Genomic DNA, 26,450 nt, shown 5'->3' with positions numbered 1-26,450 from the left:
AATATTTATTTTTCATTATTATTGTATTAAAAGTTTGCTTTTACTGAGAAACCTATCGAACGGGTAACCGGCATACCAAGAATATCTACCCCAACTCCACCCGGGTTTACACCGGATACCTGTTCCGGATCGAATGGCGCTTTGTTGTATAGGAAGAATAAATTGGTTCCAATCAAGCTTAGCGTTGCATCTTTGAAATATTTACCGTTTATACTGAATTGATAAGAAATAGAAGCCTGTCTTAATCTTACATTTGTTGCATTATACATATACGCTTCATTAATGCCTCCTGAACCTCCGACTACATCATAATATGCTCTTGCATCCGTTTTTCCTGTGTATGTCGTTCCATTTGCATAGGCTGCATTGGCAATAGAAACACCTCCATTGTCTCGGGCATCTGCAGAAACTTGGCTTACTCCTTTTTTGTCATTCAAAGCCTGTGTAATCCCCAGTACTTTACCCCCGAATTTACCATCAATCAGGAAATTAATATTTACTTTCCCGATATTAAATGTGTTATTAAAACCTAACATAAATTTAGGATTGGGATTCCCTAAATACGTTTGTCTGTCTGCAGCCAATTGCGGAACTCCTTCTGCAGTAACTACAATCCTTCCTTGTGCATCTCTCAAGAAAGCAGTTCCGTAAATATCTCCGAAAGAACCACCTACTTTAATTCCGTTGTAGCCACCACCAGTCAAGAAAAACGGTTTTACATCACCACTTCCTGTATAGAAACCGATTGGGAATACTTCTTTTATTTTATTTTTATTTGCAGAAGCATTTACAGCAACCGTCCAACCAAATTTCTTAGAATCCAATACTTTGTAAGACAAACTGGATTCGAAACCAGTATTCTGAATTTTTCCTGCACTGATGTCAATTCCTGCCAGATTGGTACCATATATACTGCCTCCTGTACTTACATTTTTTAGATATTGATTGGATACATTTGAATTATAGTACGTAAAATCGAAACTCAATCTATTATTAAACAACCTGAATTCTGTTCCCGCTTCAAACGTTTTATTCATTTCCGGTTGTGGAAACAGATAGGCAAATTGTGGAAAGTTTACAATATCAACAGGTGCTGAGCTATAAGATCCTGTAATTACACCACCATTAAAAATAGGCTGTGGGTTGGTAGATGTAGGATCTAAAGCATTCCCCACAGTTGCATATGATGCTCTTACTTTCCAAAAGTTAATAGCTTCAGGAAGCTTGAAAACATCGCTTAAAATAGAGTTAAGACCTGCGGAATAATAATCAAAATTATTTTTAGGGGCTTTTGATAATGTAGAAGACCAATCGACTCTATACGTAAGATCTAAATACAATAATCTTTTGTATCCAAAATTGGCACTTGCAAAAACCGACTGATCTTGTCGATGTGGGGTGTCAATTTTGTAGCCATTCCCCTCACCATTCCAAGCAAGGTTATTTAAAGTAAAAAGATTGGCAGTAAATAATCTGTTGTTTTCTATATTGGTAATTGTATATTTAAGATCAGAAATACTTGTTCCAACCGTAAAATCAAAACTTAAATTATCACTGATTTTTGGGCTACCCGCTAAGATAAAGTCACTATACGTTGTGGTTTTCTCAATGGTGTTTTTTGATAATTTTCCATTGATACCACTCACAGTATTATTAGAAAACGCATAAATATTTCGTTGTGTGTCAGAATTATAATAATTATAATTCCCTCTTAATTTTGCAGTTAACCAGCTGTTTAAGGCATAACTTAAACTTGCAGATCCGTAGAAATTTTTATTTTTGGTCGTAACAGGATTTTTGTTGAGAATCCAATAAGGATTTTGGGTTTCACTATCCTCAAAACCACCATCCGGCCTGATTGCCCACCAGTTTTGTGCAGGTAAAAAACGGGTATTGTTAAAATAGGTATAGTTATCTCCACTGAATTGATCAAAATCGATTCCTCTTGGCAACCAATATAAATTACTAATTGGCGAGAAGTAAGAACCCGGTGTTAATCTATTTTTAGAATCCTGCAAAGAAGCCATTACGTTGGCATCCAATGTCAGTTTATCGTTAAGAAATTTACTGGAATTTCTATAGTTAATATTATATTGATCAAATGTAGAAGTTGGGATTACACCGGTATTATTAGTACTACCCAATGAGAAAAAATTAGTTGTTTTTTCATTCCCTGCCTGGAAACTCAAACTATTGATCCTTGTAATTCCTGTATCGAAAAAATTTTTCACATAATCTTTAGAAGCTCCTTTTGCCCCCCAGCTATCATAAGTACCTGTAGCTCCGGTAGCCGCATTATAAGGGGTTGACTGTAAATAACTGTTTTGTAATTTTGGTAAATTGTAAACATCATCGAAAGTAATGCTGGATGAAAACGAAATACTGCTCCTTCCTGCAACTCCTTTTTTCGTCACAATCAAAACTGCACCATTACTTCCTTGCGATCCATACAAGGCCGCCGCAGAAGCACCCTTCAAGAAGTTGATGCTTTCTATATCTTCAGGATTTATTGTGCTTAAAACATCTCCAGTGTCTGGCATTCCTGAAAAATAATCTACGTTTGGACCTCCTGTTCCTGTAATACCTGTATTATTGACGATAGGAACTCCATCAATAACATACAAAGGTTGGCTATTTCTTGTGGATTTGTCACCTCTCATGGTGATTCTTACGGAACCTCCGACACCACCATTGGTTTTATTAATCTGTACATTGGAAACTTTCCCGTTAATAGAGTTTAAAAGATTGGGCGTTTTTACTTCTGTAAGTTCATCTCCTCCTATTTGCTGGCTAGAGTAAGTAAGGGAGCGAGCCTGCCTTTTAATCCCCAAAGAGGTCACCACCACTTCTTCAATTTTGGTTGTTTTAGCAGTATCTGCCTGTTTTGTTTCCTGTGCGTAGGCAGATAAAGAAATAGCTAATAAAACCGGTATAACAGTTTTTCTCATAAGGTTAGTTTTATTAAGATTTATTTGAGAATCAACTACATTGCCTTAAATATTGTTTAGATTTTAAAACAGGATTTATCTTCGTTTTTCTGCAACATTATATCCTATTCACATCAAATAATTAAAGTTTTGTTAAGATTTAATTCACATTAACAAATCTAAATTTTGTTCACAGTCAGATATAATGCTATTTTATCATAAAACGATATTATTTTTTCATACGTTTTTGTTAAACCGAAATTACACCCTGATTTACAGTATGGTAAGTAGATATCAGACTTATTATTTATAATTAATATGTAGTGCTTTTTCAGCATATTTTGATTAAAATACATTTGATTACATCAAAAAAATCCGGATACAACTATCCGGATCTTATGATTAAAATGTATTTATTTAATAAAAAGGATTACTCGATTTTTTTCACTCCTTTAAAAAGCTCTTTAAACTCTGTAGGGGTTGTTTTTTTAATAGACTTGAAAACTTTATTGAAATTGGCGATATTATTAAAACCGGCTTCAAATGCAGTCTCAAAAACCGTCAGATTTTTCTCCATGAGCCATCTTGCCGCATAGCTGATCCTGATTTCATTCAGATAATTCACAAAGGTTTTGCCTGTTCTTTTCTTGATAAACCTGTTGAAAGTTACGCTGCTCATATTGATAAGGGATGCAGCGTCGTGAAGTGTTATTTTGCTTTCAAAATTTTTATGCACAAAATCATGAACTATCTTCATTTTATCATTATCGGCAAAGGTTTCAAGCTCTATACTGTAAGAGGATAACAATGTCTTGTCTTCGGCAATGGCCAGTTCATTAAGAATTTTCATGATCTCAATAAAAGATTCAAAACTGTTCATTTTGGATAAGTTGAAAAAAGAGTCTTTAAGCTTTTCTGCCGTTTCCTGAGAAAATAAAATGCCCCGGATGGAGTCCTTCATCAGGTTGCTGATAGGTTTCAGGATATTTTTATCCATCATGGACTGATTAAAAAAATCCTGATTGAACTGCACTGTGATTTCATGGGTTTTCCTGTTTTTGCATTTATGATTGGCCCAGCAGTGCGGAAGATTGGGACCCACCAACACCAGTTCGATATCGCCAATCTCCCCTGTGTGATCACCGATCATACGGCGGTATCCCTTTCCTTTGCTGATAAAATTGATCTCGATCTCCGGATGATAATGATACGGAAAATCAAAAGAAGCCTTTATCCGGTCAAACACAAGAAAGCTGTCCTCGGGAGATAATGGAGTTATTTCTCTCAAAATATTTTCTAGCTTGCTCATCTAATCTTTGAAAAAATTAAAGTTATTATTCAATACAGAACTTTTTACAAATTTGATAAAAAACCAATCAATTAATATATAATTTTTATTTTTTCTTTATTTTTAATAAAAACAGCAAATTAGAATTTAAATTAATGTCTATTATAAATAACAATAATGCTTTTAAATAATAGATGTATTCTGTTGATAATTTCAAAACGCCTTTTTGTATCTTTAGCTAAATTATATGAGGTGACGGTTATTTTTAGAAGCCACTATAAAAATCCAAAGCCATCAGTAGAACTTAATTCAGATATGACATTTAAAATACTTTTTAATTTCGGACTATGAATGTAGTATAGATTTTATCATGATAAAGTTTCAAAAATTACTTATCGGGAAAAAAGTACAATATTTAAGGCTTTTTATCCATTGATTCCGGCTTACAACCGCTCTATCTTTGTATCATCAAAACAACATATTAAAACAACAACAAAACAAACATTATGAGACGTAACGCAACAGCCGTTTGGAACGGTAACATCAAAGAAGGTAAAGGACACTTAACTACTCAAAGCACAACTTTAAACGAGACCCAGTATTCTTTCAACAGCCGTTTCGCAGACGGAGTAGGGACAAATCCCGAAGAATTATTGGCGGCAGCACATGCAGGATGTTTTACGATGAAACTGAGTGCCGAGCTTTCCCAGGCTGGTTTTACTCCTGAAGAATTAAAAACAACCTCTGTGATCACCCTAGATCCAAGCATTGGAAAAATCACAAAATCTGAACTGACTCTTACCGCAAAAGTTCCGGGACTTTCTGAAGAGGAATTCCAAAAATATGCTAAAATTGCAGAAGAAGGTTGTCCTGTAAGTGCAGCTTTCAATTTCGAAATTACTTTGAGTGCTACTTTAGCTCAATAACAGCAAAATTCTTATTGAACCATTAAGATTTTTTTAAGTGATTAAGGAAGGTTAAGAATATCAAACAATATTTTTAAGTAAACTGCTTCTATCCGCTGGCAGATTCTTGATTAATCTTACTGCTTAAAAGATCTTAATGGTTTATTTTTTTTGTGAAAACATTTTATCTGAAATTCTCAAATTAAGCAGAAAAGTGTTTCCCACAGATCACACAGATTACACAGATTTTTTTATTAGACTCCAATAGATTATGAAAATCAAAGATTTTCAAAAAACTTAAGTGATCTTCTTTAGCACAATGATTTTAAACTTTAGATCAACTTAAGTGTCTTAAAACTTTTGTTCCTTTTGTAGCAGAACCTTTTCAGGAGCATATTTGTTAAAGTAAAGCACACAATTTCAAAACAAAATATACCAATCGGTATATTTTATGTATATTTGCAGTATATTAAATACTTAAAATGTCAAAAGCAGAAAAGACCAAACAGTTTATTATTGAGAAAACAGCTTCTTTGTTCAATACCAAGGGTTATCTGTCTACATCTTTATCTGACATTACTGAAGCTACGGGCCTTACCAAAGGCAGTATCTACGGAAACTTTGACAATAAGGATCAGGTTGCGCTTGAAGTTTACAAATACAACTCCAGTCTTCTGTCTAAAAGTATGGCCAGATCTTTAGGAGAGGAATTTCCAACTACGATTGATAAGTTAAATGCTTTTGTCAGTTTTTACCGTAAAAACTGGAAAGCAGTCTTTGAAAATGGAGGCTGCCCTCTGATGAATGCCGCCACCGAAGCTGATGATACCTTCCCCAGCCTGAAGAAACAGGTGACCCAATCGTTTGAAGGCTGGATCAAAAAAATAACAGCCGTCATTATTGAGGGGCAGAAAACAGGAGAAATACACCCGGATATCGATGCTGACACATACGGGTCACTATTTATTATGCTCATTGAGGGCGGAATTCTTCTTTCTAAAACAACAGAAGATGAAAAATACTTAAACCTGGCTTTAGACAGAATATTATTCATGATCAATAAAGAGCTAAAAATACTTCCATCATAAAACTTTTAAATATGGAAACAAAAAAAGTGGCCATTGTAGGATACAGCAGAATTCCTTTTGCCAGAATTAATACAGCCTATGCAGACCTGGATAACCAGGAGCTTCTGGAAGCGTCTCTCAACGGAATGATTAACAAATATCATTTACAGGGAAAACTCTTAGGCGAAGTAGCTGGAGGCGCCGTTATCAAACATATTTCAGAAAGCAACCTCATCAGAGAAACAGTGATGAATACTGCGCTTGATCCTGCTACTCCAGCATGTGATCTTCAGCAAGCCTGTGATACCGGAATTGAGGCAGCCGTATACATTGGAAATAAAATTGCGTTGGGACAGATAGAAAGTGGAATTGCCTGTGGCGTTGAAGCGATGAGTAATATTCCGTTTGAATCCGCACCGAGATTAAGGAAAGCCTTGTTAAAAGCCAATAAAGAAAAATCAGTATTTAAAAAACTTAAACAACTGTTAAGCCCAAAGTTGAAAGACTGGATGCCTATTCCTTACAGAGGACAGGAACCGAAAACCGGTCTGGTGATGGGTGGGCATACGGAAATTACAGCAAAATATTACCAGATTTCCCGTAAGGAGCAGGATGAATTAGCATTCAAAAGTCACAGAAACATGGCCAAAGCTTATGATGAAGGATTTTTTGATGATATGATCATTCCCGCTTTCGGCTTAGATAAAGACAATAATCTTCGCAGAGACACCAGCCTTGAAAAACTTTCACAGCTGAAGCCTGCTTTTGATAAAGAGAACGGAACTCTGACTGCCGGAAATTCAACTCCTTTTACAGACGGCGCTTCTGCCGTACTTCTGGCCAGTGAAGAATGGGCCAATGCCAATGGTCTTCCTGTTTTAGCCTATATTACTTTCTCAGAAGTGGCAGGAATTGAATATGTAGAAAACAAACAAAATCTACTTCTTGCCCCTGTTTTTGCAGCAGACAGAATGCTTAAAAAGGCAGGAATGAGTCTGGAAGATTTTGATTATTATGAAATCCATGAAGCTTTTGCCGCACAGGTCCTTGCCACCATCAAGATATGGGAAAATGATGATCTTGCTAAAAAATTCGGACTGGAAAAAGCACTGGGGAAAATTGACAGGGATAAACTGAATGTAAAAGGCGGAAGCCTCGCAGTAGCACACCCTTTTGCAGCTACCGGCGGAAGAATAATCGGTACCTTAGCAAAACTCCTTCACGAAAAGGGCAGTGGGAAAGGCTTCATCTCTATTTGCGCTGCGCGCGGACAGGGTGTAACTATGATTTTAGAAAAGTAAAAAGAGAAATATGGACAGATTAACACAACTGCAGCAATTCATTGGAAAGGAATTTGACCAATCGCCATCTCCGTTTATGAAATGGCTCAACCCTATTGTAGTTTCTGCAGAAGAAGGACATCTTGAATTCCAATATACCGTGAGACCGGAGTGGCTTAATCCCATTGGAAATCTTCATGGCGGTGTAACAGCAGCCATCGTTGATGACATTATTGGGGCTACCATGTTCTCCCTGAACGAAAATTCTTTCATAACGACCATCAATAATGTGATCGATTATTTTTCAACTGCAAAAGAAAATGATAATATTGTAGCCGAAACGAAAATTATAAAAAGAGGCAGGCAGTTTGTCAATGCACAATGCGAAATATGGAACGCAGACAAAACAAGACTGATTGCCAGGGGAACCTCTAATCTATTCAAAATTAATAACTAAGTATGAAAAGAGTTGTCATTACAGGACTGGGTGCGGTAACGCCATTGGGAAACAATGTCGAAGATTTTTGGCAAAATAGCATTAACGGTGTAAGTGGAGCAGGTATAATTACCCATTTTGATTCAGAGAAATTTAAAGTGCACTTCGCCTGTGAAGTGAAAAACTTTGATCCGAAAGTATACCTGACCCATAATGAAATAAAAAGAAGTGACCTATTTTCACAATATGCAATGTATGCTTCTACAGAAGCAATTCAGGATTCAGGGCTCGAATTCGAGAAAATGGACCCATTCGATACGGGCGTGATCTGGGGAACCGGACAAGGCGGCATGATCACATTTGAAACTGAGGTTATGAATTTTGCAGACGGAGACGGAACGCCAAAATTCAATCCTTTCTTTGTTCCTAAATTTATTGCCAATATGGCTTCAGGAATGATCTCTATGAAATTCGGACTGCAGGGAATCAGTTATACAACCATTTCAGCCTGTGCAACAGGAAACACCGCATTAATGGATGCGTTCAACTATATCCGTCTTGGAAAAGCTAAAGTGATTGTGAGCGGCGGTTCTGAAGCAGCTATTACGCCTGCTTCTGTGGGTGGTTTCTCGGTTATGAAAGCAATGTCCACCAGAAATGATGATTTCGCTACAGCAAGCCGTCCGTATGATGCGGACAGAGACGGTTTTGTCATGGGTGAAGGTGCCGGCGCTTTGATCCTTGAAGAGTATGAGCATGCCAAAGCAAGAGGAGCCAAAATTTATGCTGAACTGGCTGGTGCTGCTATGACCGCAGATGCGTATCATATGACTGCACCTCATCCGGAGGGAGTCAGTGCCATTAAAGCCATGCAGCTGGCTATGAAAGAAGCTGGTGCCAATATTGAAGATCTTGATTATCTGAACCCTCACGCTACTTCCACTCCGCTTGGAGATCTGGTAGAGTTGAAAGCGATCAGTACATTATTCGGAGGAAATAAAAATCTTGATATCAGTGCTACAAAATCCATGACAGGGCATTTACTGGGTGCTGCAGGCGCCGCAGAAGCCATCCTTTCTATCAAGGCTGTGGAAAAAGGAATTATCCCTCCTACTATCAATCTTCATCATATTGATGAAAGCATTCCGAAAGATGTAAATATCGTTTTTGGGGAAGCTAAAGAAAAGGATATTAATTTCGCGTTAAGCAATGCCTTTGGATTTGGAGGACATAATGCGAGTTTGGTTTTTAAAAAATTCAACGGTTAATTGAATGGTTTTTAATTTGCAGGTTTAACAGAATCTGCTTAATTATCCCTGACAAGGATAAAACCAAAAGCAGTAACCCAAATTCAGGTTAAATAACAACAAAAGCAGTCAAAATTGACTGCTTTTTGCCTTTCATTCTTCTTTTTAAGAAATTTATTACTTTCTTAAATGACAGATCTTTTACTCAGAATCCTGTATAAAAAAATCATCCGCATTGTCTGCAATTGGAATATATAACCTTTCCCATTGTTCACCTTCTTCTATTTCCCAACTGTGCCCCTCGCCTTCTACATCTTCTGCTAAAAGGATAATTCCCGGTTCGATATGGAATGTGGAACCATTACTTACCTTAAACCGGATCTTGCCTTTCAGCGTTACCACATATTGCTTTCGCGGGGCAGTGTGTACCTCTTTTTCCCACTCTTCAGTGGTAGTACTTATCCAAAAAGCGTTTGTGTTCATCTGCTTCAAAGTAGGAATTTTTCCTATTTCGAAATTACTGGTCCCATCAGGATTATTCACGAGCCTTACGGCAGGAACAGAATCACTTGTGCTTTTCAAATTATACTATTTTTATACAATAATTACTCTGAATTAAGACCTCAGCCATTCCGAAGAAGAAAGGTATTTCTGATCGGGATAATAAATAAAAAGGCAATTTCGCCCTTTTATGGTATTAATGATTGGCTGCGTTAATGCTTTCGGAACCGCCGGACATCCCCAGCTTCTTCCTATTCTTTTGTGCATGGATGCAAACTCGTCGCTTACATAATCTGCTCCGTGCATCACGATAGCTCTTCTGTAGGCGGCATCATTAAAACCTTTATCCATCCCCAACAATTTCAAAGAATATCCGTTGTCTCCCTGGTAAGTAGCATCTGTGATATAAAATCCTAAGCTGCTCTGCAGCGAACTTTCCGTATTAGAAAAATTCGACGCAAATTCTTCGCCTGTATTTTTTCCGTGTGCTACCAGTGAATTGAACAGTACCTTTTTCTCATTGGTATCAATTACCCAAAGTCTTTTTGTATTCGAAGACATAGAAAAATCGCAGATAGTCAATAAATGCGAGTCTTGGTTCAGTAGTCCTGCTTTTTTTAAATTTTCAAAACCTGTCAATGCTTTTGCGAAAACTTCGTAATTCAGTTCATGTTCAGGGTCAAATGGAATTGATTTGTACAATTCTTCTGACGAAGATGCTGTACCAGCGGTCTTCTCAGATTTCGTGTCTGCTACTTTTACAATTTTTGCTGTATTGACATTCTCATTCTTTACTGCCTTTCCCGGCGAAAGATAGAATGAAGTCGTGACCATATACACCAGGCCTAATACACTATAAATTCCTTTCATTCAATAATATTAAATTCCAAATTAGTGAGGCAAAATTATAAAAACATAATTACCAGACACTTATAAGTCCACAAAGTTTAACTGAATTTAAGAAACTTTAACGTCCTGATTTTGTGAATTAAAGCTGTATTTTTTGGCTAATCCGGAACAAATTCCAGGCTTACAGAATTCATACAATACCGCAGTCCCGTAGGTTTCGGACCATCATCAAAAACATGTCCGAGATGGGAGTCACACCGTTTGCAAAGCACTTCCACTCTTTCCATTCCATACGCAGTGTCTCTCTTGTAATAAACACCTTCTTTGTCTGCCTCGAAAAAGCTTGGCCATCCGCAGCTGCTCGCAAATTTTGAAGTAGAACGGAAAAGATGATTCCCGCAGACAGCACAATAATAATCACCGGTTTCATCAAATTCATTATACTTTCCGGTAAACGCTCTTTCTGTAGCAGCCTCTCTGGCAATAGCATATAAATCCGGGGTAAGGATCTTTTTCCATTCATCATTAGAAACATCAAGTTTTGAAGTATCGGTTCTGGAATAGTATGGATTATTTTTTGCTTCTTTATTTTCCATAGGAAAGGTTTTAATAGATTGGGGGTTCTGCAGACATGCCTGCAAAAAGGGTTAATAATATGATGAAAACTAAAAATTTCATTGTACATTTTAGTCCTGAATTCCATCCCAGTTATAATGATGGTTTCATTACCAAATTTAGTAAATTTGAGAATATGAATGACGAAGCGAAAAGAAAACAACTGAGAAAATATAAAATGTTTGCCACCGGATTATTTGTCCTGATGGCCGTTATTTTTATTGCCACTACCCTACTTCAGAAGTCGAATCCATCTCATTGGCTTGGCTATGTGAGGGCTTTTTCCGAGGCTGCAATGGTTGGGGCCTTAGCAGACTGGTTCGCTGTGACTGCTCTTTTCAGGCATCCGCTTGGGCTACCTATTCCTCATACGAACCTCATCGAAAACAGTAAACAGAGGCTGGGTGATAATCTCGGCAGTTTTGTCGTGAGTAATTTTCTTTCGCCTCAAAATATTCGTCCGTATATCCAGAAGCTTAAAATTTCGAATTTCGTCGGAGAATGGCTTGGAAAAGAAAAAAGCCAGGAAATCCTGATCAGAAATCTTTCGGATATTGTTCTGGATATTCTCAATAAACTCGATGATACTTCTGTGAGCCAGTTTATCAGCAAGAAAGTTTCAGAAATGACGGATGATATCAAGCTTAATAAGGTGGTGGGAAATGGTATCAGTTATATCCTGGAAAAAAATGACCACCAGAGAATCGTTACCAATCTTTCCAAGCAGATCAAAGATTATATCATCGAAAATGATGAAATGATCAAAGAGCGCGTACAGAAAGGAAGTTATTCATTTATCCCTTCTTTTGTTGACAATAAAATTGCAGATAAAATTGCCAGTGGACTTTCAGATTTTTTCAGGGAAATAGAAGAAGATCCTGACCATGAAATCCGAAATCTGATTACCCGGAAGATCCATGATTTTTCTACCGATCTGAAGGAAGATCCGAAATGGGATGATGAATTTAAAACCATCAAAAACGGCCTTCTGAAAAATGATAAACTTGATGAATACTCTAATGACATTTGGGTTTCCATTAAGAAAACTCTGATGAAGGAGTTACAGGATGACCAATCTTCTTTAAAAACCTACCTCACTAAAAACCTGAATGAATTTTCTGAAAATTTAAAAACGGATGAAAATCTTCAGAATAAGATAGATCATTGGGTTCGGGTGACTGCTTATAAATATATTCTTAAAAACACCCATCAGTTCGGAAACCTCATCAGTTCCACCGTAGGAAACTGGCAGGGCAAAGAGCTAAGCGAAAAACTGGAGCTGGAAGTGGGAAAAGACCTACAGTTTATCCGGGTCAATGGAACGCTTGTTGGAGGACTTGTCGGCCTGATCATCTACACCATCGCCAATTTCTTCCTCTAAAAACTATCAAAACCAACCATGAAAAAACTATTTATCATTTTGCTATTTCCTCTTTTTGCGCTTTGTTTCTGTCAAAAAGTTGAATTAAAAGCAGTAACAGATTCCTCACAGATCTTCAAAGGGGAAATTTCGGGAGTTCCGATTACCATGCAGCTTAATTACACTGGAATTGTTGACTGTAACCAGTACCAGCATTTTGTAGACGGATGGTACTATTACGACAAATATCAGAAGAAAATTCCACTAACAGGAATTTATGATTTGGGGGTGCTCTATCTCTATAATTTTGGAAACAGACATAAATATTATGCAAAAGAATTAAGGGAAGCTATCACTTCTCCGCGTAAAGTGGAAAAAACAGACAGCATTGCCCGCTTTTTAAAACCTAAGGAGTCCCTGTTATTTGAAAGAAGTGATAAAAAACAGAATGTTTCCGGGACTTTCTATATGGGAAAACAAGCACAACCGGCTAAATTATATACCAGCAATCCAATGATCTACCGGTATAACAATTATTTACTTCTTCCTGGCAATAAGAAGCTCAATACTTTTGATTTCATGAATAGGCTGGGGGGAAATACATTATTATCAACAGCCGCTTATAGTATAGGAAACAGAATATTGCTTTATTTTGAAAACTTGTCCAATTTTAATTTTTGCGGAATGTGTGGAGCCAGTGATGGTGAAAAAGGATACAGGGTTTTGTATTTTACCAAGAACTGGAATTATAAAAACTATGAAGAATTTCTTACTGAAAGTTGCCTTGAAGGAATATCTGAAACACAAAAGGTAAAAACCAAAAACGCTAATATACTACAGTTTAATATTAAAAAATCATATAATAATCCTCCTTATATTCTGACAGTGGATATAAAAAATGCTTCTGTTTCCAAATCAAAGTAACAAAATCAAAAATAAAAAGAGAGCTTCTCAACTCTCTTTGTCTTATCTTGGAAGCCTGCCGGCTCTTTTTAAAAGTTCTTTATTGATGTTATTGATCAGTTCCGGACCTTCGTAGATAAATCCGGTGTAAAGCTGTACCAGACTTGCTCCTGCATCCAGTTTCTCTATTGCATCTTTTGCACTATGAATTCCTCCTACTCCAATGATCGGGAAAGCTCTGTTGCTTTTATCGGAAAGATATTTGATCATTTTTGTACTTCTTTCACGGATAGGTTTTCCACTCAATCCACCATTTCCTATTTCTGCTAAAGCCTCTGGTGAAGTTTTTAAGCCTTCCCGGTTGACAGATGTATTGGAAACAATGACTCCGTCAATTTTTGTCTCTGCAATCAATTCTACAATTTCATCTAACTGGTTGTTATTAAGATCCGGAGCAATTTTCAGTAATATAGGTTTCTGTACAGATTTCGATTGATTGATTTTCTTTACTGCTGTAATCAGCTCACGCAGATATTCCACATCTTCCAGTTTGGCGTGGCTTCCCACATTCGGACAGCTTACATTCAGGACGAAATAATCTACATGGGGATGAAGGCCTTCAAAACAGTCCAGATAATCCTGGGTATAGTTTTCCGGGCTTGTATTAGTGTTTTTTCCGATATTTCCACCGATGATTATTTTCCCCTTATTTCCTTTGAGTTTTTCTATGGCAGCTTCAAGACCATCATTGTTAAAACCCATTCTGTTGATAATTCCACCATCTTCAATGAGACGGAACAATCTTTTCTTAGGATTTCCTGCCTGAGCTTTTGGTGTTACGGTTCCGATTTCTACAAATCCGAAACCAAGATCACCCAACTCATTGAACAAGACCGCATTTTTATCAAAACCCGCAGCCAACCCTACAGGATTTTTAAATTTCAATCCGAAAACTTCTCTTTCCAGTCGCTTGTCTTCAATAGGTTTGGGCAAAAATAATTTGGTGAGAAATCCAAAATTTTTAAGCATTGAAAATGTAAAATGATGAACTTCCTCGGGATCAAATTTGAAGAGAATGGGTCTGATGATACTTTTGTACATTGAAAAAAAGTTTTACAAAAATACTCAATTTAAAATTAATGTTCGGCTAACCTATGATATTTTATCAAATTGTTTTATAAACACCATCTATAAACACAATAGTTTTTTTATCCTTGTCAAGGTTTAAAACCTTGACAAGGATATTTCCTAGAAACTTGCTCTATAACATAGAAAGTTTATTAATACAATCTTTGCGCTTAATTTAAGAATACGAACTTAAATCGAAATTCAAAATATCCCCTACTCTTTTGAACTCATCATCTATAGTGGCATTTACCGTAATTTTTTCGTTAGAAATAGGATGATTAAAAATCAATTGATGGGCGTGAAGTGTCATTTTGTTGATGTCAAATGTTTGAAGCCACAATTTATTCTGTTTATTGCAACCGTGCTTCCGACAACCTAAAATCGGATGCAGAATATGTTTAAAATGTTTTCTCAACTGATGAAATCTTCCCGTTTCAGGAATGGCTTCTACCAGACAATATCTGGAAGTCTGATGTTTTAAAAAAGGTAAATTGATTTCTGAAGTCTGTAAACGGCGATAATAAGTAATTGCATTCTGCTTGACTTCATTTTCATTAATTAAATCATAATCAATCGTTTCTTCTTCTTTTGCCCAGCCACGAAGAATTGCTATATATTTCTTTTCAACTTCCCGTGATGCAAACTGATCGCTCATCGTTCTCAGTGTTTCTTTATCTAAAGTGAACAGCAAAACACCCGAAGTTTTTCGGTCTAACCGATGTACAGGAAAAACTTTTTGCCCAATTTGATTTCTCAACTCCCGAATAGCATAAGTATCAGCTTCTCCTGAATAAAAAGATTTATGAACCAGTAATCCGCTGGGTTTGTTGATGGCAATAAGATGCTCGTCGTGATAAAGAATTTCTAACATGAGACAAAAGTAGAAATTTTATCCTGATTTAGCCCTGATGGCAGCGGCATCCTTTTGCAAAGCAAAAGATACAGCGGACAGCAGGTTCCCGGCTCCTTAAAAATTGCATGAAACTTCGCGCTGTTACCTGCTTTATTTTTTCATTTCCACGAAGGTTTATAATGTATAGTATAATTGGAAAATTGGATAAACACCTATTTTTTCGGTTAATACACTCTTTTTTTACTGAATTCCATGATTTTGGAATCCAAATTCATATTTTTGCACATCAGACGTAAAAAAATTATGGCAAAGCAAGAAGATGTTTTCAAGAAAGTGATTTCTCACGCTAAAGAATATGGTTTTATTTTCCCTTCCAGTGAGATCTATGACGGTTTATCCGCTGTTTATGATTATGGACAGAACGGTGCCGAATTAAAAAACAATATCAAACAGTATTGGTGGAAAGCTATGGTACAGCTTAACGAAAATATTGTCGGCATTGATTCGGCGATCCTTATGCACCCTACCACATGGAAGGCATCGGGCCACGTAGACGCTTTCAACGATCCATTGATTGACAATAAAGATTCTAAAAAACGTTTCAGAGCGGATGTTTTGGTAGAAGATTATTGTGCTAAAATTGAAGACAAAGAGAATAAAGAAATTGAAAAGGCCGCGAAAAGATTCGGTGATGCTTTTGATAAAGATCAATTTGTTGCAACGAATCCAAAGATTCTTGAATACAGAGCAAAAAGAGAAGCTATTCTTTCAAGACTGGCAAAATCTCTTGAAAATGAAGATCTTGCTGATGTAAAAGCCTTAATTGAAGAACTGGAAATTGCTGATCCGGATACCGGTTCTAAAAACTGGACGGAAGTAAGACAGTTTAACCTGATGTTCGGAACTAAATTAGGTGCTTCTGCAGATTCTGCGATGGATCTTTATCTAAGACCGGAAACGGCTCAGGGTATCTTCGTTAACTTCCTGAATGTACAGAAGACTTCACGTCACAGACTTCCTTTTGGTATTGCTCAAATTGGTAAAGCATTCAGAAATGAGATTGTTGCCAGACAGTTTATCTTCAGAATGCGTGAATTTGAACAAATGGAAATGCAGTTTTTTGTAGCTCCGGGAACTGAACTTGAGTTCTATGAGCAGTGGAAAACAAAACGCCTGAACTGGCACCTCGCTTTAGGTTTAGGTGATGACAACTACAGATTCCACGATCACGAAAAACTGGCTCACTATGCGAATGCAGCAGCTGATATTGAATTTAACTTCCCATTCGGATTTAAAGAACTGGAAGGTATTCACTCCAGAACGGATTTCGATTTAAAAGCTCATGAGGAATTTTCAGGAAGGAAACTTCAGTTCTTCGATCCTGAAAGAAATGAAAACTATGTCCCTTATGTTGTGGAAACATCGGTAGGTTTAGACAGATTATTCCTTTCTATCTTCTCTCACTGTCTGAAAGACGAAGTATTGGAAGATGGTTCAGAAAGAACGGTCCTATCTTTACCTCCGGCTTTAGCACCAATTAAAGCGGCCATTCTTCCATTGATGAAAAGAGACGGTCTGGCTGAATACGCAGAAAAGATCTTCAATGATCTGAAATATGATTTCAACCTATTCTATGAAGAAAAGGATGCCATCGGAAAACGTTACAGAAGACAGGATGCCATCGGTACTCCTTACTGTATCACCATCGACCATGATTCTTTAACGGATCATACGGTAACGATAAGAGACCGGGATACAATGCAGCAGGAAAGAGTTCCTGTATCCGAATTAAGAAGGATCATCGATGAAAAAACAAACTTCAGAAATTTACTTTCTAAACTATAGACTCAAGCCCCATTTGGGGCTTTTTTATTGTTATTTATTAGCATAAACATCTATTTTAAAATCTCGCACAGATTGGGCAAATGACGCTGATTCTTTCGAATCTGCAGAGAAGATACTTACAATACAAACCTTATAGGTCTTGAAGACCTATAAGGTTTTTCATATTCAGAAAAACTCAGCATCATATACTTTCTTCATCAGACAAAATTTTCCTGCTTCTCTGTTTTATTTAGAATATTAATAAAGAAAATGAAACTTGTCCGGTGTATGTCTTAATTTATTATTTTTGGAAAAATAATAATTATGAAAAAAATATATTTTCTGCTCTTTGGATTGTTCCAGACTTTATCCTATTCCCAGACCCAAGACCTTACAACACTCGCAGCCGGCGATCATGTAGGCATGAATGCCCTGTTCGATGATAAAGATAATCTTTATGGCTACGTCTCTCTTTATTCTTATGGAAAAGCAGGCGATAAGACTAAGAAATTCGAATATGTAATTCTGGACAAAAACCTTAACCCCGTTGCCAACAAAGAATTTGAAGGAGATATTACAGCAGGCTCTTACCTTGGTTATGTTGATTTTAAGGGACAAATCATTTTGAAACCTTCCATGATGGATTATTCCCTGGTAAAAAGCAGGGAGGTATTCACACCGGTTTCTATGGTAATAGATCCGAAAACCAATACTATTAAGAGAAAAGTGTACTATGATTATTTAGAGGATGGTACATTCAAAGAGATCAACGAGCCCAAAAACTGGAAAGCACAACGCAAAGAAAACCGTGAGGAGAAAAAAGAAAAGGGCTACAACTATGTTTCCGCTGTGGGAGAAGTGAAAGAAGGTGGTTATTTTGCCATAGAATATAAAGACTATGGAAAATATGTGAACAGCAACAGCATTATTAAATTCGACGATAATAAAAAGGAGCTTTGGAGATACAAATACAATACTGACGGGAATAAAAAAGTATTCTCCACATTATCCGTTCTGGAAAGAGATGAGAACTATATGTACTGCATCATGAAAAAGGCGGATGATGATAAAAAATCTTTCAGCCTTGTTGTAATTGATATGAAAACAGGAAAAGAGGCTGCCAATAAACCTGTCACCGGGCTTTCCGATACAACTATCGACCTCATCGACAGTTTCTCTCTGGGCTATGGCAGCAGTCTTGACAATGATAAAACATTTGACGACAAGATTGTTCTACTGGGAAGAAATTTCGCCAAATATGATTTTATAGGCTATGCCAGAATGATGGTCAACAAATCTGATTTTACCGTAGACACGAAAGAGATCAATTTCAAGCCGGACTTTGCATCATTCCTTCCGAAAATCAATGCCAACGGAATGGTAGAAAGCGGCTATATGCTTCAGACCAAGGATATGTATTTTATGAATGACGGAAGCGTTGGGATCCTTACTGAAAAATACAAACCGGCCGGCCAATATAATGCCCCTAAAACGACCGATTTAGTTTATATTTATACGGATAAAGATTTCAAGATCAAAAATATCAAGGTTTTTGAAAAGGAAAAAACGAAATGGGTGAACAGCGATTATCTTTTCTCCCAGTACCTCAACGGCGGGAAAGATGTTGTTTTCTTCTACCGCGACTACCAGAAAGATGAAGTTACCAAACAAAAAAAATGGAATCTTTTCATCAACACGGTTATAGATGGAAAGTTCAAGCAGGAAATCATTCCTATTTCTGAGAAAGACAATTATGCCGTTACACCGTATGTTGGAAAAGAAGGCTATATCCTTCTCCGGGAGTACAACGAAAAAGAAAAATTCAATAAGATCCGCTTAGAAAAACTGAATTACTAAAAAATAGGAATCCTGATGGTGCATCAGGATTCTTTTATTTGGTAGCTGCTCTGGTAAAAATCTGCTATATTTTTAATGTCATCAAGGCTTAGATTCCACATAAAGTTCAGGAACTGCTGATAGCTTTCACTTTGATTTTTAGGCTCAATTCTGTCCAGATAACGGTTCAGGTTGTAATTTTTCCGGGCTTCATATATTTTTGAAAAGCATTTGCCCAGCCAGCCTTTATAATATTTTTCCTCTTCGCCGTCCTGCAGGAACTGCATGGCTGCGTAAATCCCCAGTCCATAATCTTCGGAATGAAAATAATTGGGAAGGATTTCCATTCTGGCCATTTTCTTTAGGGTTGTAAAGGTCTCAGAGGCTTTTTCCGGTTCTGCAGATGTTTTCAGCTCAGTGAATGTTTTTTTGAGTCTTTCAATTCTCCTGGACATTTCAGGATGGGATGCCAGGGAATCTTTATCCAGCTTCTCTTTGTAAAAATTATAATTATACAGTGAGAAATCTTCTTTTTTCATCCACTTTTCATTGAAAGCCTGCTTGGGAAGATCAAAAAGCTTTTTATAGGTTTCCACTTTTAATTCACGGGGAGAGATCGTATCGAAATCCTGCAACCGTTGAAGGGCATTGACGAATTCAGCTTTCTTAAAATCACTGCTCTTAAAGATCACATACCCCAGCGAATCGGCCTTCATTTCCTGTTTTCTTCTTTCCACCCCTTTTTTATAAGCGCGGTTTTTAAGGATATCAAAGGCCTTCTGATTTTGGCTATGGCTGCGTTTTTCCGTTGTTTCCTTTAAACTCTGAACCGTTATTTTATCTAGTTGATTCTGTTCAATAATGCTTAAAAATGTTTTAAGTGAGTGTTCATCAAGTTTATGTCCAAGCTCATGAGTGATGACGGCAGCAATCTGATCCTCGCTGTTTAGCCAGTTGTAGAGGCCCATATTGATCACGAAAGTACCATCTGCAAGGCAATAAGCATTAGGAGTATTGTCCCTTGCCACCAAAATTTTCAGATCCTGGGGAATGTTCGGATTGTTTTTTTTGAGGCGCTGAATCAGGCTTTTTATTTCAGTTTCAAATTCAGACTTGAAAATAAAATCTTTGTTTTTCACCTGTTTCTCAAAATCAGTCCCGAATTCCTTGTAAATCCTGGACAGTTCTGAACCTGTCTTCCCGGAATACTGCGATTTTAATTTTTTAATAAAAACCTCGTTATTTCCAGCAAAACTTTTTAAGAATTCTTTTCTCTGTAAATAGTCTGCGGTGTCGATCATTTTATAGGTCTGGGCAGCTCCCATCACTGAAAAAATGAAAAACACGAATACAATAAGTTTTCTGGTCATATTTTTCATCATTAATCGCAAAAATAGTTTATTTACCGTTTCTTTCTCATTTTCTTATCAAAATTATTATAAATTTGTTTGAGACTGATACTCATGACCATATGAAGGTATTAAAATATGTAATAGGCGGAGCAGCCGTAGGTGCAGCTGCAGTTTATCTTTTGGGATACGATTATTTATTCAGCGGAATTTCCAAAACGTATCTTAAAGGAAAATCAAGCGCCTATATTGACGATGGGAAACTTTTTCCCGGAAACCTCATCGCTACGAAAGAGCCGGAACTGTGGGCGGAAGACCCTGAATACAATCATAAAGAACTCCCGGGCAATGTAATTGAAAATTTAAAACATTCCAAAACAGCTGCCTTTGTTGTCATAAAAAATGGCAAGATCCTTCATGAGCAGTATTGGGACGGCTATAATCAGCTTTCACCGACCAATTCTTTTTCCATGGCAAAGGCTGTTACTGTCATGCTGCTAGGAAAAGCTCTGGAAGAAGGTATCATTAAAAATATGGATGAAAAACTTTCTGATTTTCATCCTGAATTTAAAGAAAAACAATTCGGAAGCAATGTCACACTTAAAAATTTAGCCCAAATGGAAGCAGGGCTTGACTGGGATGAAAATTACAATAATCCTTTTCTGCCGAATGCAAAAGCCTATTATGGCAAAGATCTGATTAAAGCAGTTTTTTCGAGAAGGTTTAAAGAAGAACCCGGCACCCGGTATGAATACCAGAGCGGATCTACCCAGCTCCTCGGATTTGCTTTGAAAAAAGCCCTGAATCAGACTTTAGCAAGTTATTTATCCGAAAAATTCTGGATCCCGATGGGAATGGAACAGAATGCCTCATGGAGCACGGATAATTACGGGATGGAAAAAACATACTGCTGCATCCATTCCAATGCAAGAGATTATGCGAAGCTGGGACAGCTGTTTCTAGATGACGGGAAGATGGGAGATCATCAGATCCTTAACAGAGATTTTATAGAGCAGATGAGAACACCTACGGAAAAATCTGAAGAGATCTACGGAATGGGGCTCTGGATCAACCATGATAATCCTATCAAACATTATTATTTTCTGGGACTGCAGGGACAATATATTATTATGGTTCCCGAACACAATATGGTCATTGTAAGAACCGGAAGCTACAGAAATAACCCTAAAAATGACAGGGGAAGACCGGATCAGGTAAAATTTCTTGTCAACGAAACCGTATCATTATTTCAGTAAAAAGCTATGGAAAATTATCATGTAAAAGTCGATGAGTACATTGAGAAATCTCCGGATTTTGCAATACCTATTTTAAATTATCTCAGGGAAACTATTCATGAATGCTGTCCTGAGGCAGAAGAAGCTATAAAATGGAAGTTTCCTACCTTCATGTATAAAGGAAAAATACTTTGCTCTATTACTTCTTTCAAACAGTATTGCAGCCTCGGATTCTGGCTGCACCAGGAGATGAAAACTTTAAAGGAAATAGAAACAACAGCCGAAAGAAGTTCAATGTTCAGTTTGGGCAAGCTCACCAAAATGGAAGACCTGCCTTCAAAACCTCAGCTTAAAAAGGCGATTAAAGAAGCGATGGAACTTACAGATATGGGGGTTACCATGAAAAAAGCAGCACCATCCAAAGTGGAAACGGAAATTCCTGATTATTTTCAAAATGCCTTGAATAAAAATAAAGATGCCTTGGCCGTTTTTGAGAAGAAATCGCCTTCTTTCAGGAAAGAATATATCAGCTGGATCACTGAAGCAAAGACTGAAACAACCAGAAACAAAAGAATGGAACAATCTTTGGAATGGCTAGCCGAAGGAAAATCCAGAAACTGGAAATACGAAAAAAAGTAAACACAACAAAAACAGATGAAAAAAAAAATTATATTCTTTCTCTTCCTTATATTTTCACATTGCCTATTCTCTCAACACTTTGATTTTGAGAGACAATATAAATACGCACGGTCACTGACCTCTAAAAATCCGGACAGCTCGGAAATTGTCCTGAATACCATCATAGATTCTGCCCAGAGAAAAAATCAGCCTAATTATATTGCTAAAGCTTATTATCTGAAATCGTTCAACAGCTATCTAAGATCGGATGCCAAGGGAAGTCTTGATTTTGCTGAAAAAGCACTGAAAATCGCTACAGAAAACAATTATGCCCCTGGAAAGGCGCTTGCCTACAGGATGCAGGGAACACAGTATGCAAAACTCGGACTGTTAAAAGAAGCTTCAGAAAGCTTAAATAAAGGGTTGTCCGAAATAAAAAACGAGAACACGGATGAAGGACATGAGCTGAAAGGAATGATCTACAATTCTTTTCTGATTCTTTTTAATCAGAATGAATATCAAAAAAAAGAATCTTATTCTAAAAATGCAGTCCGGGAATTTCAGCAGATCAAAAATATTCCGAGAAGAAATGAGCTTCTGGTTTCGGCATACACCAACCTGGGTTATAATTTGTCAGAAGTTAAAAAGTTTGAAGAAGCCCAGTCTTTTTTTGCGAAGGCTCTTGCCCTGGTTGGGAATGATAATTATTATTTGAGATCCAATATTCTCCATGATATCGGATTCTCATATTCACAGCAGAATAAACAGGACAGTGCTGTTTCATATTTTCAAAAGGCTTTAAAAATTGCCAATAAATATGGCTTTACGGAAAAGAAAATAGAGATTACAAAAAATCTTGAGGAAGCCTACAAAAAATTGAAGGATCCTGAAAATGTTCAGAAATATAAATTAGAAAACCTTGAATTAAAAGACAGCATTGCCTACAATCAGAAAATGGCCGTCAATAAAACCCTTACCCAAAAGGAAGAGAATTTCGACAGCCAGCTGGTTAAAAGCCACAGCCTCTCAAAGGGTCTGATTGCAGCCTGTATCATGCTGCTTCTCGTTTTGGGAACAGTTATTTTTAATATGATCAGCCTCCAAAAAAAACACAAAAAAACTGTAACTCAAATTTATCAGCAGGGAATTACCCCCGTTGCATACGAAGAGGATCCTCATGAGGCTGAAGATCAATCGGGAAACAGCATTCCGGCTGATATAAAAATTTCACCTGAAGCAGAGGAACATATTTTAGCAGGCTTAAAGGCCTTCGAAGAGAGCTTTGGCTTTAACAACAAAAATATTTCACGTTATAATATATCGAATACCCTGAATGTGAATACAAAATATCTGTCTGCCGTGATCAGGAAGCACAAAAATTTCAATTTCAATCAATACATCAATCATCTGAGGATCAATTATATTGTTGACAAGTTAAAAAATGATCCTCAATACCGTAAATACAAGATCAATCATCTTGCAGAAATCACAGGATACTCCTCTCACAGTGCATTCTCTCTTGAATTCAAAAAAATAACAGGAATACACCCTTCTGCATTCATCAAAGCTCTGGAAGGAATATCGTAATTACTGTTCCGCTATGGTCAGGTTGTTATAGCCTCCCGTATTATTCAGTGAGAAGCCTGCTGTATTTAAGCCATTTAAATTGAACCAGATATAAGGCATCAAACGTTGTCCTGTAGTCATATAAAAGGAAGCTGTACAGTTACTTCCTGCATCAATATTCCCGTTGCTGTTTGAAGACATAGTATTCACACACTTCACGGTATTTACAATATTTGCAGGAAGCACTCCTGCTGTATTGTCATACAGCTGCCAGATCGCTTCTATTTGTATTGGATTCAAAGGATCTGTCGTATAATTAATAGCAAGAGGAGCCAGATCTGTAGTAAAAGAAGCTACATAAACTCCGTTTCGGGGTGCTGTAAAAATTCCCGTCGCAGCATTGAAACTGTTTCCGGAATTACTCTCAAAAGCTTTAGTCCAGCCTACCAGGTAATTGCTGGCGCGGTTCTGAAGACCTGTTGTAACTGCTGCTGCCGGGGTTACCAACTTTACAGTGTTATCCGTTTTTGCAGCAATAACAATGACCTTATTAACGGCTGGTTGGGCAGTAAGCAAGGGCAGCCATTCATTTCCGTTAGAATATTCCATTCCGCTATTGTAGCGAACGGCACCTTCGTCTGCCGTTGCTGCCGTAAGTGAGGAAGTTCCGAAACCGATTGCTCCGTCCCCTGAATTTCTGGCATCTACTTTTACAGTCGGGCTGTGTGTTCCCGCTCCTATTCTTCCGGTGTTTGTAATCAAAACATCATTAGCCTGCTGGGCAGGTGTAAATGAAGATCCTGATACGGGATTGTCCTTTTGCCCATCGGTATGAAGGATTCCTGCCGGGTTCGGTGTATTAACTCCAACCTGTGAAAATGCAAAATTGAAGCTTAAGGCTAAAATTATTATTAAATATCTTTTTTTCATCATTCCTGTTTTTATAATCCGAAAATACTTAGAGAAGTCAGTGAACCGTCCGTATCTAATGTTTTTGCAGTTCCTAAAGCCTGATTGAGGCTCACCGTAATATTATCTCCTTTGTTAAGGTTGAAAATCCCGGAGCAGTTTCCCGCAACACGGTTGGAAAGGGAATTCGTTCCCGGATAGCTTCCGACACATTTGAAGACCTTATTGGTCGTTGAAGATGTGGAATTGGTTTGAATCAGGGTTTCATAACGCGAATCATTGGCAATAGTCCCTGAAGCCAGTGAAAATGTAAAAGAGACAATATATACTCCGGTTTTGGAAGCAATAAAAATTCCCGTCCCTGAATTAAAACTGCCATTAACATCTGTTTTTTTTGTCCAGTTAGTAACGGCTGCCTGTGTTCCACTGGTAAAACTTTGTGTTGAAAAGTTTTCTGCATCCACGAAATCATTGGTGGCTTTATGTGCCAGTGTGACCCATGAGGTTCCATTGGAATAACTTAAGTCCTGTGTTCCGGTATTGTACCTCATCGCACCTGCTTTTGCTGCAGAAGCAGTCTGTGATGTTCCGCCAATACCTATAGCATTCACGTGTTCACCGGATCTTAAATCCAATCTTACTTTGGGTGATTTTGTTCCAGCCCCCATATTTCCTGAAGAAGTAACGACTACATCATCATAATAGCTTGACGGAACTGCCGAAGCTGTATTTTTCTGTCCGTCTACATGAAGGATTGCTTCGGGAGCAGACATATTGATTCCTATCTGTGCCTTAATTAATAGACTTCCACCTATCATTAAGGCAATTGCTAATCTTTTTTTCATATCAAGTGTGTTATTGTTCTACAATGGAAAGATTTACAAAACCGTACTCATTACTAGCCGGTGTGATATCTGTCCGCAGGCTTAAACTTCCGTTATAGACCGACTGGTAAATATGCGGCTGGAAAGTATCTCCTTTATTGAGCTGTACTCCGGCCACGCATGAGCCTGCAATCTGTGCCTGCTTTGAAGTATTCGAAAAAGATTTTACACATTTTTTAACAACAGTGTTCCCGTTCACAACATATCTTGCTTCGGAAAAATATCCTGAAGCAAGGGCGACTCTTACAAAGTCATATGTAAAAGAGATTAAGTAAACACCGGTTCTTGGCGCTGTGAAAATGCCCGTTGCGGGAGTGAAATTAGCAGTAGGGTCAGAAATTTCCGTCCATCCGGAGATTCCTGTAGAAACCTGATAAGGAACTTTAACTGCAAAATTAGCTGCCTGAAGGTTAGCTACTACAACAGCTTTTGTAGGCGAAGAAATAAGATCCTGCCAGACAATTCCGTCTGAATACTGCATTTTCCCACCATTAAACGGATTATACCTCATCGCTCCTGAACCTGCCACAGATGCTGTCTGGGTAGTCTCTCCTATCCCAATAGAATTGTCTGCATTATTAGCGGACCGGGCGTCTATTTTTACTGCGGGAGCAAGGGTTCCCACACCTATTTCTCCGTTGGCAGTGAATACCACATCATTAGCTGCCTGGGCAGCAGTTGGAATTCCGGAGGCAGGATTATCTTTGGCACCGTCGGTATGCAGTACGGCTTGAGGACTTGATGTATTAATACCAACTTGAGCATTGGCAAAACTCATCAAAAAGCATCCTCCAGCCACTACACTTTTCATCATTGTGTTTATTTTTTTCATGTAATTTGTGGTTTTTAGAATGTGAAAATTCCTTTGCA

At 37.5% G+C, this 26,450-nt stretch carries 23 protein-coding genes; 12 read left to right on the top strand and 11 right to left on the bottom strand.

Annotated elements, in window-relative coordinates; all coding sequences use genetic code 11:
* Positions 1-26: 26 nt before the first annotated feature.
* On the bottom strand, positions 27-2,948 hold the full coding sequence (locus tag ACTJIV_RS02225) for a SusC/RagA family TonB-linked outer membrane protein (RefSeq protein WP_440625343.1): 2,922 nt from the start codon (positions 2,946-2,948) through the stop codon (positions 27-29).
* 409 nt (positions 2,949-3,357) lie between these two features.
* A complete protein-coding gene (locus ACTJIV_RS02220; RefSeq protein ID WP_111958772.1) occupies positions 3,358-4,236 on the bottom strand; it encodes an AraC family transcriptional regulator in 879 nt (292 codons plus the stop codon).
* Positions 4,237-4,721: 485 nt separating this feature from the next.
* Between ACTJIV_RS02220 and ACTJIV_RS02215 the strand changes: the two genes are divergently transcribed.
* The 5 genes from ACTJIV_RS02215 (at position 4,722) to fabF (ending at position 9,171) form a co-directional block, all read left to right on the top strand.
* Positions 4,722-5,141: an OsmC family protein gene (locus tag ACTJIV_RS02215; protein ID WP_336377838.1), complete on the top strand. Its 420-nt coding sequence runs from the start codon at positions 4,722-4,724 to the stop codon at positions 5,139-5,141.
* Between the two features lie 461 nt (positions 5,142-5,602).
* Complete coding sequence (locus ACTJIV_RS02210; protein WP_440625340.1) at positions 5,603-6,208, top strand: TetR/AcrR family transcriptional regulator; 606 nt, start codon at positions 5,603-5,605, stop codon at positions 6,206-6,208.
* Positions 6,209-6,219: 11 nt separating this feature from the next.
* Positions 6,220-7,488, top strand: a complete 1,269-nt coding sequence (locus tag ACTJIV_RS02205) for an acetyl-CoA C-acetyltransferase (protein ID WP_440625338.1) — start codon at positions 6,220-6,222, stop codon at positions 7,486-7,488.
* 10 nt (positions 7,489-7,498) lie between these two features.
* Entirely contained in the window at positions 7,499-7,924 is a 426-nt protein-coding gene (locus ACTJIV_RS02200) for a PaaI family thioesterase (protein WP_223558078.1), read from the top strand.
* Positions 7,925-7,926: 2 nt separating this feature from the next.
* Entirely contained in the window at positions 7,927-9,171 is a 1,245-nt protein-coding gene (fabF, locus tag ACTJIV_RS02195; protein ID WP_440625336.1) for a beta-ketoacyl-ACP synthase II, read from the top strand.
* Positions 9,172-9,351: 180 nt separating this feature from the next.
* On the opposite strand, the gene ACTJIV_RS02190 is transcribed toward fabF, so the two are convergent.
* From ACTJIV_RS02190 to msrB, 3 genes are all read right to left on the bottom strand, one after another.
* Positions 9,352-9,732, bottom strand: a complete 381-nt coding sequence (locus ACTJIV_RS02190) for a hypothetical protein (protein ID WP_440625334.1) — start codon at positions 9,730-9,732, stop codon at positions 9,352-9,354.
* 33 nt (positions 9,733-9,765) lie between these two features.
* Positions 9,766-10,521, bottom strand: a complete 756-nt coding sequence (locus tag ACTJIV_RS02185) for a murein L,D-transpeptidase catalytic domain family protein (RefSeq protein WP_223558076.1) — start codon at positions 10,519-10,521, stop codon at positions 9,766-9,768.
* A 137-nt stretch (positions 10,522-10,658) separates the two neighbouring features.
* The gene (msrB, locus tag ACTJIV_RS02180) at positions 10,659-11,096 is read right to left on the bottom strand and encodes a peptide-methionine (R)-S-oxide reductase MsrB (RefSeq protein WP_174772328.1); all 438 of its coding nucleotides are present in this window, start codon (positions 11,094-11,096) and stop codon (positions 10,659-10,661) included.
* Between the two features lie 155 nt (positions 11,097-11,251).
* Here msrB and ACTJIV_RS02175 point away from each other — a divergent pair, with 155 nt between their 5' ends.
* Complete coding sequence (locus ACTJIV_RS02175; protein WP_336378184.1) at positions 11,252-12,496, top strand: DUF445 domain-containing protein; 1,245 nt, start codon at positions 11,252-11,254, stop codon at positions 12,494-12,496.
* 18 nt (positions 12,497-12,514) lie between these two features.
* Complete coding sequence (locus ACTJIV_RS02170; RefSeq protein WP_440625331.1) at positions 12,515-13,399, top strand: hypothetical protein; 885 nt, start codon at positions 12,515-12,517, stop codon at positions 13,397-13,399.
* A 42-nt stretch (positions 13,400-13,441) separates the two neighbouring features.
* Here the strand turns inward: ACTJIV_RS02170 and ACTJIV_RS02165 are convergent, their stop codons facing one another.
* Together ACTJIV_RS02165 and ACTJIV_RS02160 are read right to left on the bottom strand one after the other, a co-directional pair.
* On the bottom strand, positions 13,442-14,479 hold the full coding sequence (locus ACTJIV_RS02165; RefSeq protein ID WP_111958752.1) for a quinone-dependent dihydroorotate dehydrogenase: 1,038 nt from the start codon (positions 14,477-14,479) through the stop codon (positions 13,442-13,444).
* Positions 14,480-14,681: 202 nt separating this feature from the next.
* Positions 14,682-15,377: a pseudouridine synthase gene (locus tag ACTJIV_RS02160; RefSeq protein WP_440625329.1), complete on the bottom strand. Its 696-nt coding sequence runs from the start codon at positions 15,375-15,377 to the stop codon at positions 14,682-14,684.
* A 285-nt stretch (positions 15,378-15,662) separates the two neighbouring features.
* Between ACTJIV_RS02160 and ACTJIV_RS02155 the strand changes: the two genes are divergently transcribed.
* On the top strand, positions 15,663-17,204 hold the full coding sequence (locus ACTJIV_RS02155) for a glycine--tRNA ligase (RefSeq protein ID WP_440625327.1): 1,542 nt from the start codon (positions 15,663-15,665) through the stop codon (positions 17,202-17,204).
* Between the two features lie 303 nt (positions 17,205-17,507).
* Positions 17,508-19,040, top strand: coding sequence for a hypothetical protein (locus ACTJIV_RS02150; RefSeq protein ID WP_223558071.1), 1,533 nt, complete (start codon positions 17,508-17,510; stop codon positions 19,038-19,040).
* Positions 19,041-19,063: 23 nt separating this feature from the next.
* Here the strand turns inward: ACTJIV_RS02150 and ACTJIV_RS02145 are convergent, their stop codons facing one another.
* A complete protein-coding gene (locus tag ACTJIV_RS02145) occupies positions 19,064-20,389 on the bottom strand; it encodes a M48 family metalloprotease (RefSeq protein ID WP_440625325.1) in 1,326 nt (441 codons plus the stop codon).
* Between the two features lie 101 nt (positions 20,390-20,490).
* On the opposite strand from ACTJIV_RS02145, the gene ACTJIV_RS02140 reads away from it, so the two are divergent.
* Genes ACTJIV_RS02140 through ACTJIV_RS02130 form a run of 3 tightly spaced genes read left to right on the top strand, consistent with a single transcriptional unit; the run spans position 20,491 to position 23,808 of the window.
* A complete protein-coding gene (locus tag ACTJIV_RS02140) occupies positions 20,491-21,624 on the top strand; it encodes a serine hydrolase domain-containing protein (RefSeq protein WP_440625323.1) in 1,134 nt (377 codons plus the stop codon).
* 6 nt (positions 21,625-21,630) lie between these two features.
* On the top strand, positions 21,631-22,242 hold the full coding sequence (locus tag ACTJIV_RS02135; protein WP_440625321.1) for a YdeI/OmpD-associated family protein: 612 nt from the start codon (positions 21,631-21,633) through the stop codon (positions 22,240-22,242).
* 15 nt (positions 22,243-22,257) lie between these two features.
* Positions 22,258-23,808, top strand: a complete 1,551-nt coding sequence (locus ACTJIV_RS02130) for a tetratricopeptide repeat protein (RefSeq protein WP_440625319.1) — start codon at positions 22,258-22,260, stop codon at positions 23,806-23,808.
* Here ACTJIV_RS02130 and ACTJIV_RS02125 read toward each other — a convergent pair whose 3' ends face one another.
* The 3 genes from ACTJIV_RS02125 to ACTJIV_RS02115 are packed head-to-tail and all read right to left on the bottom strand — an operon-like array spanning position 23,809 to position 26,412.
* A complete protein-coding gene (locus ACTJIV_RS02125; RefSeq protein WP_336377852.1) occupies positions 23,809-24,720 on the bottom strand; it encodes a hypothetical protein in 912 nt (303 codons plus the stop codon).
* An 8-nt stretch (positions 24,721-24,728) separates the two neighbouring features.
* Positions 24,729-25,541: a hypothetical protein gene (locus ACTJIV_RS02120; protein WP_336377853.1), complete on the bottom strand. Its 813-nt coding sequence runs from the start codon at positions 25,539-25,541 to the stop codon at positions 24,729-24,731.
* Positions 25,542-25,551: 10 nt separating this feature from the next.
* Positions 25,552-26,412, bottom strand: coding sequence for a hypothetical protein (locus tag ACTJIV_RS02115; RefSeq protein WP_336377854.1), 861 nt, complete (start codon positions 26,410-26,412; stop codon positions 25,552-25,554).
* Positions 26,413-26,450 lie beyond the last annotated feature (38 nt).

The sequence above is a fragment of the Chryseobacterium sp. 22532 genome (genome assembly GCF_052044665.1).
Lineage (GTDB): Bacteria > Bacteroidota > Bacteroidia > Flavobacteriales > Weeksellaceae > Chryseobacterium > Chryseobacterium lathyri.
This window is presented reverse-complemented; position numbering and strand designations above follow the sequence as displayed.

Coding starts and splice junctions, on each gene's coding strand:
- ACTJIV_RS02225 (WP_440625343.1), bottom strand. CDS start 2,948: ATGAGAAAAACTGTTATACCGGTTTTATTAGCTATTTCTTTATCTGCC.
- ACTJIV_RS02220 (WP_111958772.1), bottom strand. CDS start 4,236: ATGAGCAAGCTAGAAAATATTTTGAGAGAAATAACTCCATTATCTCCC.
- ACTJIV_RS02215 (WP_336377838.1), top strand. CDS start 4,722: ATGAGACGTAACGCAACAGCCGTTTGGAACGGTAACATCAAAGAAGGT.
- ACTJIV_RS02210 (WP_440625340.1), top strand. CDS start 5,603: ATGTCAAAAGCAGAAAAGACCAAACAGTTTATTATTGAGAAAACAGCT.
- ACTJIV_RS02205 (WP_440625338.1), top strand. CDS start 6,220: ATGGAAACAAAAAAAGTGGCCATTGTAGGATACAGCAGAATTCCTTTT.
- ACTJIV_RS02200 (WP_223558078.1), top strand. CDS start 7,499: ATGGACAGATTAACACAACTGCAGCAATTCATTGGAAAGGAATTTGAC.
- fabF (WP_440625336.1), top strand. CDS start 7,927: ATGAAAAGAGTTGTCATTACAGGACTGGGTGCGGTAACGCCATTGGGA.
- ACTJIV_RS02185 (WP_223558076.1), bottom strand. CDS start 10,521: ATGAAAGGAATTTATAGTGTATTAGGCCTGGTGTATATGGTCACGACT.
- msrB (WP_174772328.1), bottom strand. CDS start 11,096: ATGGAAAATAAAGAAGCAAAAAATAATCCATACTATTCCAGAACCGAT.
- ACTJIV_RS02175 (WP_336378184.1), top strand. CDS start 11,252: ATGAATGACGAAGCGAAAAGAAAACAACTGAGAAAATATAAAATGTTT.
- ACTJIV_RS02170 (WP_440625331.1), top strand. CDS start 12,515: ATGAAAAAACTATTTATCATTTTGCTATTTCCTCTTTTTGCGCTTTGT.
- ACTJIV_RS02165 (WP_111958752.1), bottom strand. CDS start 14,479: ATGTACAAAAGTATCATCAGACCCATTCTCTTCAAATTTGATCCCGAG.
- ACTJIV_RS02160 (WP_440625329.1), bottom strand. CDS start 15,377: ATGTTAGAAATTCTTTATCACGACGAGCATCTTATTGCCATCAACAAA.
- ACTJIV_RS02155 (WP_440625327.1), top strand. CDS start 15,663: ATGGCAAAGCAAGAAGATGTTTTCAAGAAAGTGATTTCTCACGCTAAA.
- ACTJIV_RS02150 (WP_223558071.1), top strand. CDS start 17,508: ATGAAAAAAATATATTTTCTGCTCTTTGGATTGTTCCAGACTTTATCC.
- ACTJIV_RS02145 (WP_440625325.1), bottom strand. CDS start 20,389: ATGACCAGAAAACTTATTGTATTCGTGTTTTTCATTTTTTCAGTGATG.
- ACTJIV_RS02140 (WP_440625323.1), top strand. CDS start 20,491: ATGAAGGTATTAAAATATGTAATAGGCGGAGCAGCCGTAGGTGCAGCT.
- ACTJIV_RS02135 (WP_440625321.1), top strand. CDS start 21,631: ATGGAAAATTATCATGTAAAAGTCGATGAGTACATTGAGAAATCTCCG.
- ACTJIV_RS02130 (WP_440625319.1), top strand. CDS start 22,258: ATGAAAAAAAAAATTATATTCTTTCTCTTCCTTATATTTTCACATTGC.
- ACTJIV_RS02125 (WP_336377852.1), bottom strand. CDS start 24,720: ATGATGAAAAAAAGATATTTAATAATAATTTTAGCCTTAAGCTTCAAT.
- ACTJIV_RS02120 (WP_336377853.1), bottom strand. CDS start 25,541: ATGAAAAAAAGATTAGCAATTGCCTTAATGATAGGTGGAAGTCTATTA.
- ACTJIV_RS02115 (WP_336377854.1), bottom strand. CDS start 26,412: ATGAAAAAAATAAACACAATGATGAAAAGTGTAGTGGCTGGAGGATGC.